Origin of the sequence: Methanosarcina sp. 2.H.A.1B.4, assembly GCF_000979385.1 — an archaeon.
GTDB lineage: Archaea > Halobacteriota > Methanosarcinia > Methanosarcinales > Methanosarcinaceae > Methanosarcina.
The window spans coordinates 25,486-39,158 of sequence record NZ_JJOV01000045.1 but is presented as its reverse complement, the minus strand read 5'-3'; the positions used below and the strand labels follow the sequence as shown (position 1 = coordinate 39,158).

At 42.0% G+C, this 13,673-nt stretch carries 11 protein-coding genes; 4 read left to right on the top strand and 7 right to left on the bottom strand.

From position 1 onward, the window contains the following. Positions 1 to 84: 84 nt before the first annotated feature. The 3 genes from EO92_RS07475 to EO92_RS07465 form a co-directional block, all read right to left on the bottom strand. Positions 85 to 564 carry a flavodoxin family protein gene (locus EO92_RS07475; protein ID WP_235283243.1) on the bottom strand — a complete coding sequence of 160 codons (480 nt, stop codon included), beginning with the start codon at positions 562 to 564 and terminating at the stop codon, positions 85 to 87. Positions 565 to 916: 352 nt separating this feature from the next. Beyond that, on the bottom strand, positions 917 to 3,310 hold the full coding sequence (gene lon, locus EO92_RS07470; protein WP_048170498.1) for an endopeptidase La: 2,394 nt from the start codon (positions 3,308 to 3,310) through the stop codon (positions 917 to 919). Between the two features lie 150 nt (positions 3,311 to 3,460). Then, a complete protein-coding gene (locus EO92_RS07465; protein WP_048170497.1) occupies positions 3,461 to 3,880 on the bottom strand; it encodes a MarR family winged helix-turn-helix transcriptional regulator in 420 nt (139 codons plus the stop codon). A 217-nt stretch (positions 3,881 to 4,097) separates the two neighbouring features. Between EO92_RS07465 and EO92_RS18080 the strand changes: the two genes are divergently transcribed. Both EO92_RS18080 and EO92_RS07455 read left to right on the top strand, forming a co-directional pair. After that, positions 4,098 to 4,271: a DUF4062 domain-containing protein gene (locus EO92_RS18080; protein WP_162197455.1), complete on the top strand. Its 174-nt coding sequence runs from the start codon at positions 4,098 to 4,100 to the stop codon at positions 4,269 to 4,271. Positions 4,272 to 4,409: 138 nt separating this feature from the next. After that, the gene (locus tag EO92_RS07455; RefSeq protein WP_235283242.1) at positions 4,410 to 4,901 is read left to right on the top strand and encodes a hypothetical protein; all 492 of its coding nucleotides are present in this window, start codon (positions 4,410 to 4,412) and stop codon (positions 4,899 to 4,901) included. Between the two features lie 219 nt (positions 4,902 to 5,120). On the opposite strand, the gene EO92_RS07450 is transcribed toward EO92_RS07455, so the two are convergent. Together EO92_RS07450 and EO92_RS07445 are read right to left on the bottom strand one after the other, a co-directional pair. Next, positions 5,121 to 6,413, bottom strand: coding sequence for a Fic family protein (locus EO92_RS07450; protein ID WP_048170494.1), 1,293 nt, complete (start codon positions 6,411 to 6,413; stop codon positions 5,121 to 5,123). A gap of 392 nt (positions 6,414 to 6,805) precedes the next feature. Continuing rightward, positions 6,806 to 7,015 carry a hypothetical protein gene (locus EO92_RS07445; RefSeq protein ID WP_048170492.1) on the bottom strand — a complete coding sequence of 70 codons (210 nt, stop codon included), beginning with the start codon at positions 7,013 to 7,015 and terminating at the stop codon, positions 6,806 to 6,808. Positions 7,016 to 7,458: 443 nt separating this feature from the next. Between EO92_RS07445 and EO92_RS07440 the strand changes: the two genes are divergently transcribed. Then, positions 7,459 to 9,297: a M3 family oligoendopeptidase gene (locus tag EO92_RS07440; protein ID WP_048170490.1), complete on the top strand. Its 1,839-nt coding sequence runs from the start codon at positions 7,459 to 7,461 to the stop codon at positions 9,295 to 9,297. A gap of 546 nt (positions 9,298 to 9,843) precedes the next feature. Here EO92_RS07440 and EO92_RS07435 read toward each other — a convergent pair. Continuing rightward, positions 9,844 to 10,050: a hypothetical protein gene (locus EO92_RS07435; RefSeq protein WP_048170488.1), complete on the bottom strand. Its 207-nt coding sequence runs from the start codon at positions 10,048 to 10,050 to the stop codon at positions 9,844 to 9,846. Positions 10,051 to 10,170: 120 nt separating this feature from the next. Between EO92_RS07435 and EO92_RS07430 the strand changes: the two genes are divergently transcribed. After that, positions 10,171 to 11,439 (top strand): tetratricopeptide repeat protein, encoded by a 1,269-nt coding sequence (locus tag EO92_RS07430; RefSeq protein WP_235283241.1) that lies wholly within the window; start codon positions 10,171 to 10,173, stop codon positions 11,437 to 11,439. A 209-nt stretch (positions 11,440 to 11,648) separates the two neighbouring features. On the opposite strand, the gene glgP is transcribed toward EO92_RS07430, so the two are convergent. Further along, the gene (glgP, locus tag EO92_RS07425) at positions 11,649 to 13,328 is read right to left on the bottom strand and encodes an alpha-glucan family phosphorylase (RefSeq protein ID WP_048170487.1); all 1,680 of its coding nucleotides are present in this window, start codon (positions 13,326 to 13,328) and stop codon (positions 11,649 to 11,651) included. Between the last annotated feature and the right edge of the window lie 345 nt (positions 13,329 to 13,673).

Genomic DNA, 13,673 nt, shown 5'->3' with positions numbered 1-13,673 from the left:
CTATCAGATAAATCACTAGGATAAGGAAGTCTTTCAGTCTGTTCTGACATTGACGAACAATCTTGGTACAGGTATTATTTAATTTTAAGACAGCCTCTTAGCAATATATTCATTCAATTCAATAGTTTTCCTGAGCCCAAACATATCCATGTATTCTTCCTTTACCCCCATAGTGTAGATGAAACCGACAGGGATATTTTTCGGATAGAGCGAAGGCACGCTATTGGAATACGTGAGGTATGGAAATACATAACGTTCCATGAACGATCTCATCTCGCCTGTGGAGTTCCCAAGATAGATGGGCGATCCAAGGATCACTGCATCGGCATCTTTCAACCTCTCCAGCACAGGTGTCAGATCATCCTGCATTGCACATTTTCCATAGCTTTTTCCATCCTTTAATTTGCAGGCAAAACAACTTGTACAGCCTTTAAAATTGAGGTCATAGAGGTGGATTAGTTCTGTTTCCGCACCCTCTGAAGCTGCACCTTCAAGAGCATTTTCCAGCAGGGTTGCTGTATTCCATTTCTTTCTGGGGCTTCCGTTTATTGCTATTACTTTCATGATCTTGCCTCTTAGTTTCGATTTCTCAGGACTTTCGGATTCTCAGAACCTTCAAATAACGTAATATTACAATTTTCTCCATTATATTATTTGCAGGAATGTTTAAACTTGATTAGCCGATCAATTTGTACCGACTGATCAATAATGACAGTTTTTTAAAGTACGTATCCTGTAAAAACCGAATGAGGATTTGAATAATGATTTATGACATCGGAAAAAAAGGATCATAAAAGAAAAGTGCTGAAAAACTGAACTAAACTTAGACCCAGATTTCAAAAATATTTAAGAAAAATTCTCAGGAAGGGTGTATCACGGTTCCGACAAACCGTAACCCCCATCCTGCACTTCAAATTCAAACGTTCTGGGTAGTTGCGAAGCTGTTTCCTGCAAACGAAGACGACAGCATCTGTCCGGGAAGGTCCATGTCAAGTGCCTCTTTCAAGACCTCCTCAATGGTCTCTACCGGTACGAATTGAAGTTCTTTTCTAACGTCTTCGGGCACATCCTCAAGATCTCTCTCGTTTTCTTTTGGCAAGATTACCTTCTTTATGCCTGCTCTGTGGGCTGCAAGAATTTTCTCTTTTATGCCGCCCACAGGCATTACTGCCCCGCTCAAAGTGATTTCCCCTGTCATGGCAATTTTTGGGTCAACTGCTTTGCCGGTAATCAGGGATGTGAGGGCAGTAAATAGAGTCACACCTGCTGACGGGCCGTCCTTTGGGGTTGCACCCGAGGGCACGTGGATGTGAACGTCGCTTGCAGTAAAGTTAAAGCTGTTTGCAGTGTTTGCAAGCCTGGACCTGACAAGGCTCATAGATATCTGCGCAGACTCTTTCATCACATCCCCAAGCTGGCCGGTAAGCGTAAGCTTTCCTTTACCGGGCATGAATGTGCCTTCTATGAAGAGAATTTCTCCTCCGACAGGAGTCCAGGCAAGTCCGGTGACCACGCCGGGAACATTCTCTTTTCGGGCTTCTTCCTGCCGGATCAGCTCTTTTCCGAGGGTCTCTTTGAGCATATCCACCTTTATCACATAAGGCAGGTCAGCCTTGCCTGAAACTATCTTTTCGGAAACAAATCTCGAAGCCTTTGCAAGCTGTTTTTGAAGCTGCCTGACTCCTGCTTCACGGGTGTATTTTTCGATGATTACCTTTAAGGCCTCATCTTCAATTTTGAGTTTATCCGCATCAAGACCGTGTTCTTCCAGGGTACTGGGGAGCAGGTGGTCTCTTGCAATTGCAAACTTCTCGTTCTTCGTGTAGCCCGAGATCTCGATCAGCTCCATCCTGTCAAGAAGAGGCGCCGGGATATTTGCCAGGGAGTTGGCAGTGGCAATGAACAATACCTCGGACAGGTCATACGGTACTTCCAGGTAGTGGTCTGAGAATGTGTTGTTCTGTTCGGGGTCAAGGACTTCCAGAAGGGCACTTGCCGGATCTCCTGAGTAGGAAGATGAAAGCTTATCGATTTCATCGAGAACGAATACAGGATTTTTCGTGCCTGCTTTTTTCATGCCCTGAATAATTCTTCCGGGCAGAGCCCCGACGTATGTCCTGCGGTGTCCTCTGATCTCGGATTCATCTTTGACGCCTCCAAGGCTGATCCTGACATATTTCCTGTCAAGGGCATCTGCAATACTCTTTCCCAGGCTCGTTTTGCCAGTGCCCGGAGGTCCCATAAAGACCAGAATCGAACCCTGTTTTTCCTTTTTTAATTTCATTACCGCCAGGTGCTGGATTATTCTCTCCTTGACTTTTTCAAGCCCGTTATGGTTGCTCTCAAGCACACGGCGAGCTTCGGCAATATCGATGCTCTTTTTCTCTTCCGTTACCCAGGGAAGGTCGAGCATGAGGTCCAGATAGTTTCGGAGAACAGGGCTTTCAGGATTATGGCTGCCTCCGGTTTCGAGTTTCTTTAGCTCTGAGAATGCTTTCTTTCTCACTTCATCAGGCATCTTCGAATTCTCAATTCTTTCCCGGTATCCTCCTTCACCTGAAACGGAATCTGAGCTTTCATTGAGTTCTTCCTGGATTACCTTCAGCTGCTCTCGAAGCATCGCCTCTCTATGCGACTTGTTTATATTATCGGTAACTTTTTTTGCAATTTCAATCTGGAAATTGATATTCTCTTTGTGCTTCATTAGAATATTAAAAAACGTAAGATATCGTTCCCTGACAGAAACAATCTCCAGAAGGGCCTGCTTTTCTTCAAGTTTTATCGGTATGAATGGCATGACATGTCCCATTATCTGGTCAATGGAACTCATCTTCTCGATTGGCCTGATAAATTTCTCAGAACCCTGAAAACGACTGCTTATCTCATTAATCATCGTTTTTACATTCTCTATCATTTCCGCATGAATATCTTCATCAAGATCCGGAAGATCAGAAATAGGCTCATATGTTGCATAGAACAGTCCGTCCTTCCGGCAGAGAGAGACGGCCTCTACCCTCTTGACAGCCTTCGCAACAACAAGATATCCTTCATCAGCAGGCTGCACAAATACAATCTTAAGCAGATTTCCTGTTTTATACAGATCGTCTTCTGACAGGTCTGAAGGTTTTGTGCCGCTCTTTACTGTCAGCCCGACAGCGTACACAGGCTCGGCATTTTTTATATCAGTTGATAGTATTTCCCCGGTGACTTTGTCAGCCAGGAATTTTGCCCGGCTTTTCGGGTAAACAACTACTTCAAAGAGCGGCATTACGATGCTCTCTCTGTTATCATCGGTTTTTTCTGAATTCATTGTCAATCGTCTCAATTATTATGAAGTTGTTATCTCAGTCGTCTCAGTTATTTTCAGTCGTCTCAAGAATTATGAAGTTGTTATCACAATCATCTCAGTTATTCAAATTATTTAGTTTGGATTAACCTAACTATTTACACTACAAAAAAATTACCATACCTTTTCCAGGATGTTGATAAGAGTATCTATTTCTTTTTCGTCCAGTGAATCCGCCATTTTTTCAATGACCTTCAACAAAGCGTTTTCTTCGGCACGAGCTATTCTCTGTCCTTTTTCAGTAAGGCGAATGTAAAAGATTCTCCCGTCATCCGAGGACTTTTCTTTGTACACGCACTCCATTTTTAAGAATTTGTTGACCATCTCTGTGATGGTTGGCTTTGAGTTTCTGGTGATCTTAGCAAGCCTGCTAAATGTCACTTCCCCATGTTCATCTATGACCCTCAGATATCCGATCTGTTTTACAGTGATATCCGATAACCCGCATTCAGAGAAGATCTCACAAGAGCACTCGCTTTTGATTTTGACCAGGTTTTCAAAGACTATGAACAAATGCTCTTTTTTCTCAGTCATATCTTGATCAGTGCAGTTAGTTAGGCTTCCCCTAATTAAGTAGTTTTTGGTGGTTGAGAGAAGTTTGGTAAGGGATTGTAAGGTTAACGTATTTTCGTTTATGCTACAAGAAAGGCATGAGAGGTTATTTTTTAAAATCCAAACAAATTCAAAAGATTTAACTACCTCACACTTTGATTTATTTCTGGAAAGATTAGCTGGATGGTTGGTGGATAAAATGGCCCGTATATTTGTATCTTCTACGTTTAAGGACCTGGAAGAATGCCGTGAAAAGGTCAGAATTGTTCTGAGACGAATGGGCCATGAAGATGTGGCGATGGAATATTTTGTTGCGGAAGTGGTTGGCATGACGATCCTGAAATCCTCAAATTTATCAAAGATCGTGCAATAAACGATGAAGATAATGATGTCAGGCGGTCTGCTGTTCAGGAACTGAAATTTCCAGCCCCCACAAATCAACTGATGAAAATTTATATCTCCTGCTTCTCATACTCTTATCATTATGCCTTCTTTGTTGAGTCCAGGGGAGATGCCTTCAATAGAAGGTATCCGAATTCCACTGAATTTCTATGTCGTACTTAAAGAGCCTGTTCTTCTTGCCGGCATGTCTCGTCCACGGGAGTCTACCCCCTGGGAGAAAATTGGCGAAGCTGGTTTTTCAAACGTAGTCTGTCTTAACAGTTCGGAGGTTAATTATAACCCATATCCTCTCAAAGTGCTGTTCTCTGCAGAATTGGAAGACCTTTATTTTGGTTATGGCCCGGAGGACCCTGAAAGAGAGGAGCGGCTTATCAGGCAGGCAACTGCTGTTATAAGAACAAAAATGGATGAAGGAGAAGGTATAGTTGTCCACTGCATGGGCGGCATAGGCAGGACAGGCACAGTTCTCGGATGTGTGCTCAAGAATCTTGGTTTTTCGGCGGGTGAGGTACTGAACTATCTTGATGAAATTAATATGCATAGGGGCTTTGTAGGGTGGCCGGAGACTGAATGGCAGGAAGAAATGGTGCGAAAATACTAACAAAATATTAAGATTTTTTTGATGATGGTTTGATGGATTCTGATAAATATTTATAGGAATGCTTTTTTGATAGCTTTTGACGGTAAGCACTCCGAATTTTTGGCTGGAGAGTCTGCGAATACTCTTTCAGCTTTTTAAAATCAGGTATTTTCTATCAATTTGATAGATATTGATAGATTTTGATAGATTCTGATAACAAATCACTCAGAGAAGAGAAACTCAATAAGCCCTCATGTATACGAAAATAAACTCCTTCCCTGCCTTCCTTTTTTCAACGTATCCCAGTTCTTCCAGCCGGAAAAGGTCGCTTCTGGCTGTAGCGTATGCCACGCTGTAAGTGGTCACTATTTCTTTAATTGTGATTGGTTTTTCAGGCTGCTTGAGGAACTGCTTGAGGATTTCTGCCTGCCTTAAAGTCAGATTTCCGGATTCGGTTATGATTTTCAGGGCTTGAGACTGTTCTTTTTGTTTTCTTTCCAGATATTCAAGGATGCCGTCAAGGGCTTTTTGTATGCAGTCGAGGTTGTATTTGATGAAGTATGTGAGGTCGCCTGAATCATTCGGGGTTCGGTCTGATTCGGTATAGAGGTAGGCATTTCTATACTGCTTTTTCGAGTTATTTATTACTCTTGATACTGCCATGTACTCGAAAAGCCAGTAATCGTTTTTGAGAAGATACCAGTAGAAAAGAGCCCTTGCTGTCCTGCCGTTGCCGTCGTTGAAGGGATGGATGTATCCGACCAGGAAGTGGATTATTATTCCCTTTATCACGGGGTGAATGAAATTCTCATCCTTGCTGCTGGCAAAATCACACAATTCATCAATTAATTTCGGAATTTCAGGATATTCTACAGGTTTATGAAGCAGTGTCCCGTCATGGGAATAAACTGCTATCTCGTTGTTTTCCCTGAAATTGCCTTCGTATTCGGTTTTTTCAAGGGTACCGTTTGTAATCATCCTGTGGATTTCAAGGATTTTCTCAGGGGTGATGGCTTCGTTTTTTAAATCCACTATATGCTTCACTGTATCGTAATTGTTTACAATCATTTTTTCATCTTTATTTTTAGGCTTCTTGTTCTCCTGCAGCATCCTTTTTGCAATTTCCCTTGTAGTTGCTGCGCCTTCTATCTGGCTTGAAGCTATTGCTTCTTCCATTAAGGAGTTGATAATGTATTTTCTTCTATTGTCCTGCAGGGCTTCAAGACTGCTGAGAAGATTTCCTGCTGCGGATTTATCCAGAATATGGAGTTTTTCCTGAAATTCATCTATTAAATTATACTTGAAAATCCAGTCCCCAAATTCCAGAGATTTTGCTTTTAATTCTCTGGACACTTTCATCAGGTTCCACACAATAACAGGGTCCAGGGGAAGTTTCCTGTGTTTTAACTCCTCCCAGTGCAGATACCTCTCATTGTACCTGTGGGCTAACTCTGCAATTTTATCCTCATGAAGAAATTTTCCAGCTTCTTCAAGGGCTTCTTTTGAATATTCAGGAACAACCGGGAGTTTCATATTATCATTTTCTGCCTTTTTCTATCAATTCGATTGATTTTGATAGATATTAATAGTTTCTTGCCTATATTTCTTTCTATCAATTTGATACATTTTGATAGATACTGATAGTTCTAAATAATAGTCCTCAATATCAACACTACCGATTGACAGTGTTTTTTATTAGTTTTCATTCTTTTTTCTATCAATTTGATAAATTTTGATAGATTTTGATAGATATTGATAGGAAAATTGAAGATAGACGGCTCTACATCAACCAATAAGAACGATTCAGAGAGAGAAATAAAAAATAATGTTGATTCTTCAATTTCAAAAAGAGTTTAGTGTATAGCTAAGTAACTTACTTTAGTATACACTTATCTTATCCTTTTCAGATTTCCGCTACTTATTTTTCAGGCATTATAGGCATCATAAATCTGCCAGACCCATATAATCAGCCATAATGAAATTCCAAATCCTATGAAATGTGCTGGTCCGGTAACCATGAAGGCTATCCATATACCAAGTGCCTTGAAAAGATGTCCCTTTACAAGCTGGCCCAAGCCGGGTACGAAAAAAGAAAATAATGCTGGAATTCCATGTGTTCTGTTACAACAGCTCATAGAACTTACCTTTTTTAAGAACTTATCTTCTAAGAACTCGTGTTTTTGAAACACTTAATGAGAGGAAGGATATAAATAATTCGATAGGAATGAGTTTTTTCCTTTAAATTTGTCTCTTAACCGGTACTCCATAGATCCACAATTATGAATTTGCGGTTTTTGATTGCATTTCTGAATGCTTTTTAAACAGCAGGTTCATATGAGTTAGTCCCGATATATTCTCAGTCAGAAATATATGTTTTCAATAATTGGATTTATCAGTAATTGGATTTTTCAGTAATAGTATTAAGGATTATAGTAACCGGAGGGTAGCGGATTTATGGGACAAAAGTTAGGTAAACGGTTTTGTTCTCCCGGAGTATTAACTTGTTTTTGCAGTCTTTTCAGGGTATGGGACTTCAGAAAAAGCAGAGAAATCTTCCATAAGTACAGGAGAGAATCACATGTTTAAAGAGCTTAATCCTGATGAAGTTACTACGGAATGGAACAATTCCTATCTTTTCAGTAGCAGGGAAGATGCCTTAGAAAAGCTTGGGGCATTAAAAAATAGCTCGGAAGAAATAAACGAAACTTATCGTCCGGAATTTGAGAAGCTATCCGGGACTGCTTTACTCAGGTATCTGGAAGCCGAAAAAGAGTTTTCAAGATCCATTGATATTCTCTACACTTATGCATACACTCAACTCAGCAAAAACGTGAATGAGCAGTTCTTCATGTCTCTTCTTGCGGATACTCAGGACCTGCTTACAGAATATAAAAAGGTTAATGCCTTTGCAACCGTGAAACTGACCTCACTCAATAAGGAGGAATGGGTCAGGCTCTTTTCCGAAGAACCAAAACTTGAGGTATACAGGGCTTATCTTGAAGCGACCTATATCAGGTTTGCAGAGCACAGGCCGGTAGATGAAGCCCAGGCTGTATATCTTGCAGAGATTGAAAATCAGCGCATGAAACTGGAGACTGAGGCCCTTTCCAAAATCACCAATACAGTCACAATGGCAGGAAGCATAACTCTTGAGAACGGGGAAGAGTTCTCAGTAAATTCCCAGTCCTACAATACTCTGCTTTCAACAGACCAGAGCCGGGAAAACAGGATGAGATGTTATGATAAGAGGTTTTACCATCTGATAAACGAGTCCGATTCAATGGCTTCTCTCTATGCGGAAAAAGCCCGCCTTGATGACCTTGCTGCAGGACAGCTAAACTACCCGGACTCTTACGAAGCCAGCCTGTACGGCCTTTATCTCACAAAGAATCAGGTTGATGACATGAATACGGTTTTTAAGGAGAGAAAACCCGTATTCGAAGCTTATAATGAGTTCAGGAGGAAAAAGCTCGGGCTTGAAACGCTCAGGCCGTATGACCTTATTTTGCAGTTGACGGGTCAATCTGGTAAAAATTACACCTATACAGCTGCTTTACAGGAGATCCAGAAATCCTATTCCGGGATGGATTCCCGTTTCAACGAAATTTTCTTAAAAACAGTAACCGAAAATTTCATAGACGTATATCCTGCCCCCGAAAATGGAAAACAACCAGGAGGTTACTGTTACGGCCTCTTTGCTCTGAAGGCTCCGGCCCTGATTTTTATGAACTACAACGGCATTATCAGTGATCAGAAGACTCTTACTCATGAGCTCGGGCACGGAATCAACTTCTATCTGATGGGCAATTCCGTGGATTATCTCTACTGCACAGGCCAGATCTATGAAATGGAGGTCCCATCCACTTTCAACGAAGAACTCTTTGTTGATTATGTGGTCGAAAACTCGGACAAGGAAACCGCAGTTGCCGTGCTTGCCCAGCATATAGGGGAATACCAGAACTACTTTACCCGCCAGCCCATGATTACGGAATTCGAATATAAGGCCCACCAGTTATGTACTGAAAAAAGCAATGAAAACGGAACTGTCAGCGGAACAGAACTCAATGCCCTCTGGACAGCCCTCTCTAAAGAATACAGGAGCGACTCAGTAGAATATTACGCTGAAGATTCTGCGGAATGGACCTACATTAACCACATCTACCTGACAAACAACTACTATACTTTCAACTACGCGATATCAAAGGCAATAACTCTCGCCCTCTTCAAACAGTACAGGGAAGCCCCGGAAACCTTCAACAAAAACTACATCGCCTATCTCTCTGCAGGTTCGATAATGCCTCCTGAAGAAAAACTCAAGAAATATTTCGGAATCGAGATCAACAGGCAGCTCTTTGAAGATGCCATGGATGTCGTGGAGTTGAGAATTCAGGAGCTAGATAAACTGGAAAATGGCTGATGAACCTGAATTTCTCTTAAACCTGTTCTCATTAAAATTCTCAGATAAATATAAGCTCCTCCGCCAGTTTGCCTGGCGGCCCTGAAAAAAAGCAGAAAAGAGAAGCCCTAATGAAAAATAGACTCGAAAAGCGTATTTTTCAGGCAGAATTCGATTTTTTCATTTTCTGTTTTTTACGGCTTCTTCGATAGTTTTTTACTTTCGGGTTTTTTCTTCTGTTTTCTCTTTTAGGGAAAGACCGCTCTCCTGCGTCGAGCGTGACAAAAACGACATGATAAGGTGAATGACGTTGTATGGATTAAGAAATATCTATAAATTAGTCCAATTGAGCGCAGTGAAGCTCATAGCTAAACTCCATAAATTAGTCTAATTGAGCGAGCGAAGTTCACGGCTAAAACTTATAAATTAGCCCTCTTGAGCGCAGCGAAAAGGGCAGCGTACTGTTGCGATTACATCGCAACTCCCAGGAAATCTTCGATTTCCTGTGATCCCAAAGTGCAATTCGGGAGATGCAATCATGTAACGGTGAACGACCTGTTTCTTCATTCAGGCATTGTATGCATCATATATCTGTGCGACCCATACAACCATTCCCATTAAAATCCCTATTCCAATAATGCTCATGAATGCGCTGATTAGCAGGGCTGCCCAGACGCCAAGTGCCTTGGACACGTGCCCCTTTACAACCTGACCCAGTCCAGGGATGAAAAAAGAGAATAGTGCTGGAACGCCGTGTGTTTTTTTGTAACTCACAAATTTACCCTCCCTTATTTATAGCAAATATGCTGACTAAATGCTAATTACTAAAAATATTCGTTACTTTAATTAATTTGTTTAATTATTAAAATATGGGGTAATGAGTTCTTTAGTAAAATGAATAACTGTAAGCTTCGAAAAAGGCTTATATCCTCAGGACTCGAAAACACCGATAAGACTAAACCGAAACTCTCAACGAAAATTATGATCCACAAAAAGCAAACCGAAAAATCCTTTGAATGGGACCCTCCTGCTCCTTCAACAGTCTATATTAAAATCAAAAATCTTCCGTATGAAACCTTCAAAACGCGGCTGAACCAGGGACTGGTTACTACCGAGCTTGACCAGATACGGTACCGTCTGGAGAGGCACATCTACTGCTGTGAGGTCTGTTCGAAATACATAAACGGGTACTGTATAATCACTAACCGAAAGGCTGAGTCCGGATGGATCTGCAAGTCCTTCGTGCCAAAAGAGGAATTTATATATCTTGATACCAGGCCTGGCCGGGAGGATTCAGCAGGGTTCAGGTACCTCTCTGAAACCGGGCTTGAAAAGGATAGTCCAGAAGGTGGGGGGGAAGACGGAAGTCCGGAAAGCACAGAGGCAGAAGACCTCTATGAAAAAGGAGTGGCTCTTTACAGACAGGGAAGGTTAAGACTCGCGATTCAAGCCTTTGACCGTGTGCTTGAAGAAAAACCTCTGGATTTTGCAGCCATGTTCCGTAAAGGAAATTCCCTGCTGAAACTCAAACGCTATGAGGAAGCTCTCGAGATCTTCAAAAGAGCCTCGGAAATTAGGCCTGATAACGCAGGGCTCTGGGCTAACCTGGGGTTTGCTCTAACAAAGCTTGAGCACTTCCGGGAAGCTCTTGAGGCTTTTGAGAAATCGATTTTCCTGAACCCTGTGCAGAAACACGCCTGGGAAGGCAAGGATGCAGTGCTCGCCCGGATACGCTTTTGTGAAGAGAAACTCAGCGAATCTGAAAAAGCCCTGGAAAGAAATCCTGATGACCCGGATACCCTGTTTGAAATTGGGAAACTCCATCTCAGACTTGGAGAGCAGGAAAAAGCTGTGCAGTCTTTTAAAAAAGCCCTTGAGATAAAACCTGAAAATGCCGAAGCCTGGCAGCTCCGGGGAAAAATTCTCTTTAAAGCCGGTTCGGAAAAAGAGGCACTGCACGCTTTTGAGAAGGCAACCCGTCTGAAGCCCGATCATCCCGAAGCCTGGTATGAAAAGGGAATGGTTTTCCTTAAACTTGGAAATCCGAGGGGAGCAGAAAATGCTTTTAAGATTGCAGCTGACCTCTGGGATAGTAAAGGGCTCAAAACAAAAGCTGAAAGTGCCCGTGAAAAAGTTAAAAGGCTGAGTTCCGAGAAAGCATAACCTTTTCGGGACTTTTTTCCTTCAACTTCTACTTTTTATGTTTTCTGTTTTTTAATTGTTCTCATACGCTCCCTGATTTCTAAATAATATTAATCGATTAATCAGAGTAGCCTGATTCCTGAAGTTTACAGATATAAGTTCACAGATATAAGTTCACAGATATAAGTTCACAGATATAAGTTCACAGATATAAGTTTACAGATATAAGTTTACAGATAAGCATGAGTTACATAACGCCGCATCATCCTGTGGCTGTTGAAATAATATGCAACCATACCTATTGAGTTGTTAATCAGTTTAAACCATTCATCTTTGCGGTCGTAATACATGGGGACGATAATGTAGTAGAGTTTGTTGTAAAGGTCATCAAGCTCAGAGAGCCTGGCTTCTTCTACGGAAAGATGTTCTTCGAGCTGGGGTCCTATTGACCAGCCAGTTACCCCTTCGATCCATCCTTCAATCCACCAGCCGTCAAGTATGCTAAAATTTACGACCCCATTATGGGCAGCTTTCATGCCGCTTGTGCCCGAGGCTTCATAAGGGCGAGTTGGAGTGTTCAGCCAGAGGTCAACTCCGGAAACCATTTTAGCGGCCAGGTCCATATCATAATTTTCCAGAAAGACGATCTTGATCTCGTTCCGGAGCGTTTCTATGGTTTTGAAAATATCTCTTATGAGCTGTTTTCCAGCCTCGTCATGCGGATGGGCTTTGCCTGCAAAGATAAGCTGAATCCTGCCTCTCCTGTTTACCTTTCTGAGCCTTTCAAGGTCGGAGAGGATTAAGGTTGCGCGTTTATACTCTGTCATACGCCGTGCAAAACCTATTGTCAGGGTCTCATAGTCCATGCCTGCATCTGTTCTTTTGTTAACCTCATCTATGAGCGCTTTTTTTGCATTCCAGTGAGCTTCCCAGATCTCGTCATCCGGGATTCCTCCGATCCTTACCAGGAGTTCGGGTTCATTTGCCCAGCCAGGCAGATAGCGGTCAAAAAGTTGCCTGAAAAAAGGAGATGTCCAGGTATAGGAGTGAACACCGTTTGTTATTGCCTGGATTGAATATCCGGGAAAGAGTTCGCTTGAGACCCGGCTGTGCCGTTTTGTGACGCCGTTGACATAGTTGGACAGGTTAAGGGCAAAAAGGCTAGTATTAAAACGGTCTGCCCCTCCAAACCTTCGGAGGATTTCCACCTCGTTTTTATCCCGGATCAGGTCTTCCACAAGCCCGTAATCAAACTTGTCATGCCCTGCTTCCACAGGAGTATGGGTGGTAAAAATACAGAGGTCCTTTACTTTCGTAGGGTCCTTACCATTGCGTTTTAAAAGTTCCAGAGCAAGCAGGCTTGAGTGCCCTTCATTCATATGGTATTTCCGGATCTTAAAGCCAAGTGCCTCAAGCATCCTCACTCCCCCTATCCCGAGCACAATTTCCTGCCTGAGCCTGTAGGGATGTTCACCCCCATAAAGAAAATCGGTGATCCCGCGGTCTTCCCAGGAGTTCCCTTCTACATTGGTATCGAGAAAAATAATGGGTACGCAGCCACCTGTCAGGCTCTTGCAGTTATAGTGCCATGCCTGGATTTTAACGTCCCTGTCCTGAATTTTAACGCTCACTTCCTGCTGCATTTTGGTCATCAAATGTGAAGGGTCCCACTCTTCAGTTTGTTCGGTCTGGCTTCCGGAAGCGTCAAGACTTTGCCTGAAATATCCTTTATTGCTAACCAGAGTTACAGCTACAAGCGGAATATTAAGGTCTGAAGCCGAACGAATCGTATCGCCTGCAAGTACGCCCAGCCCTCCTGCATAGGTCGGGATTTCATTGCGAAGCCCTATTTCCATGGAAAAATAAGCAATTTTCTGTCCTTTCAATACTCCTTGAAAACTATCTTCCATATTGTAAATCCCCCTTTCTTTATCTTAGCACAGGTGCACTTAAAAAAGTCTCTGGTAATCGCCTTTCGTAAATGTTTTTAATAATTATCACTGTAATTATCACTGTAATTATCACTGTAATTACTTTTACTAATTATATTTATGAAGATGGCTCCGGGGATATATTAAATTGATCTATTGAATTGACTTAGAAAGTCAAATCAATCTTTCAATAAACCAGAACCCATTTTTCAATGACTAATTTTTTTTGATAATAAACGGCTGGCAGGATGAGGCTGTCAAAGAATTCGTAAAAAAACTTATTTAATATCTCTTACCTGAAACTCCCAACTTCCGAAAAAAAAG

Excerpts from the sequence above, each read along its gene's own strand:
- EO92_RS07475 (WP_235283243.1), bottom strand. The coding sequence starts at position 564 with ATGAAAGTAATAGCAATAAACGGAAGCCCCAGAAAGAAATGGAATACA.
- EO92_RS07450 (WP_048170494.1), bottom strand. The coding sequence starts at position 6,413 with ATGAAACTCCCGGTTGTTCCTGAATATTCAAAAGAAGCCCTTGAAGAA.
- EO92_RS07430 (WP_235283241.1), top strand. The coding sequence starts at position 10,171 with ATGAATAACTGTAAGCTTCGAAAAAGGCTTATATCCTCAGGACTCGAA.
- glgP (WP_048170487.1), bottom strand. The coding sequence starts at position 13,328 with ATGGAAGATAGTTTTCAAGGAGTATTGAAAGGACAGAAAATTGCTTAT.
- EO92_RS07465 (WP_048170497.1), bottom strand. The coding sequence starts at position 3,880 with ATGACTGAGAAAAAAGAGCATTTGTTCATAGTCTTTGAAAACCTGGTC.
- EO92_RS07445 (WP_048170492.1), bottom strand. The coding sequence starts at position 7,015 with ATGAGCTGTTGTAACAGAACACATGGAATTCCAGCATTATTTTCTTTT.
- lon (WP_048170498.1), bottom strand. The coding sequence starts at position 3,310 with ATGAATTCAGAAAAAACCGATGATAACAGAGAGAGCATCGTAATGCCG.
- EO92_RS07440 (WP_048170490.1), top strand. The coding sequence starts at position 7,459 with ATGTTTAAAGAGCTTAATCCTGATGAAGTTACTACGGAATGGAACAAT.
- EO92_RS07455 (WP_235283242.1), top strand. The coding sequence starts at position 4,410 with ATGCCTTCAATAGAAGGTATCCGAATTCCACTGAATTTCTATGTCGTA.
- EO92_RS18080 (WP_162197455.1), top strand. The coding sequence starts at position 4,098 with ATGGCCCGTATATTTGTATCTTCTACGTTTAAGGACCTGGAAGAATGC.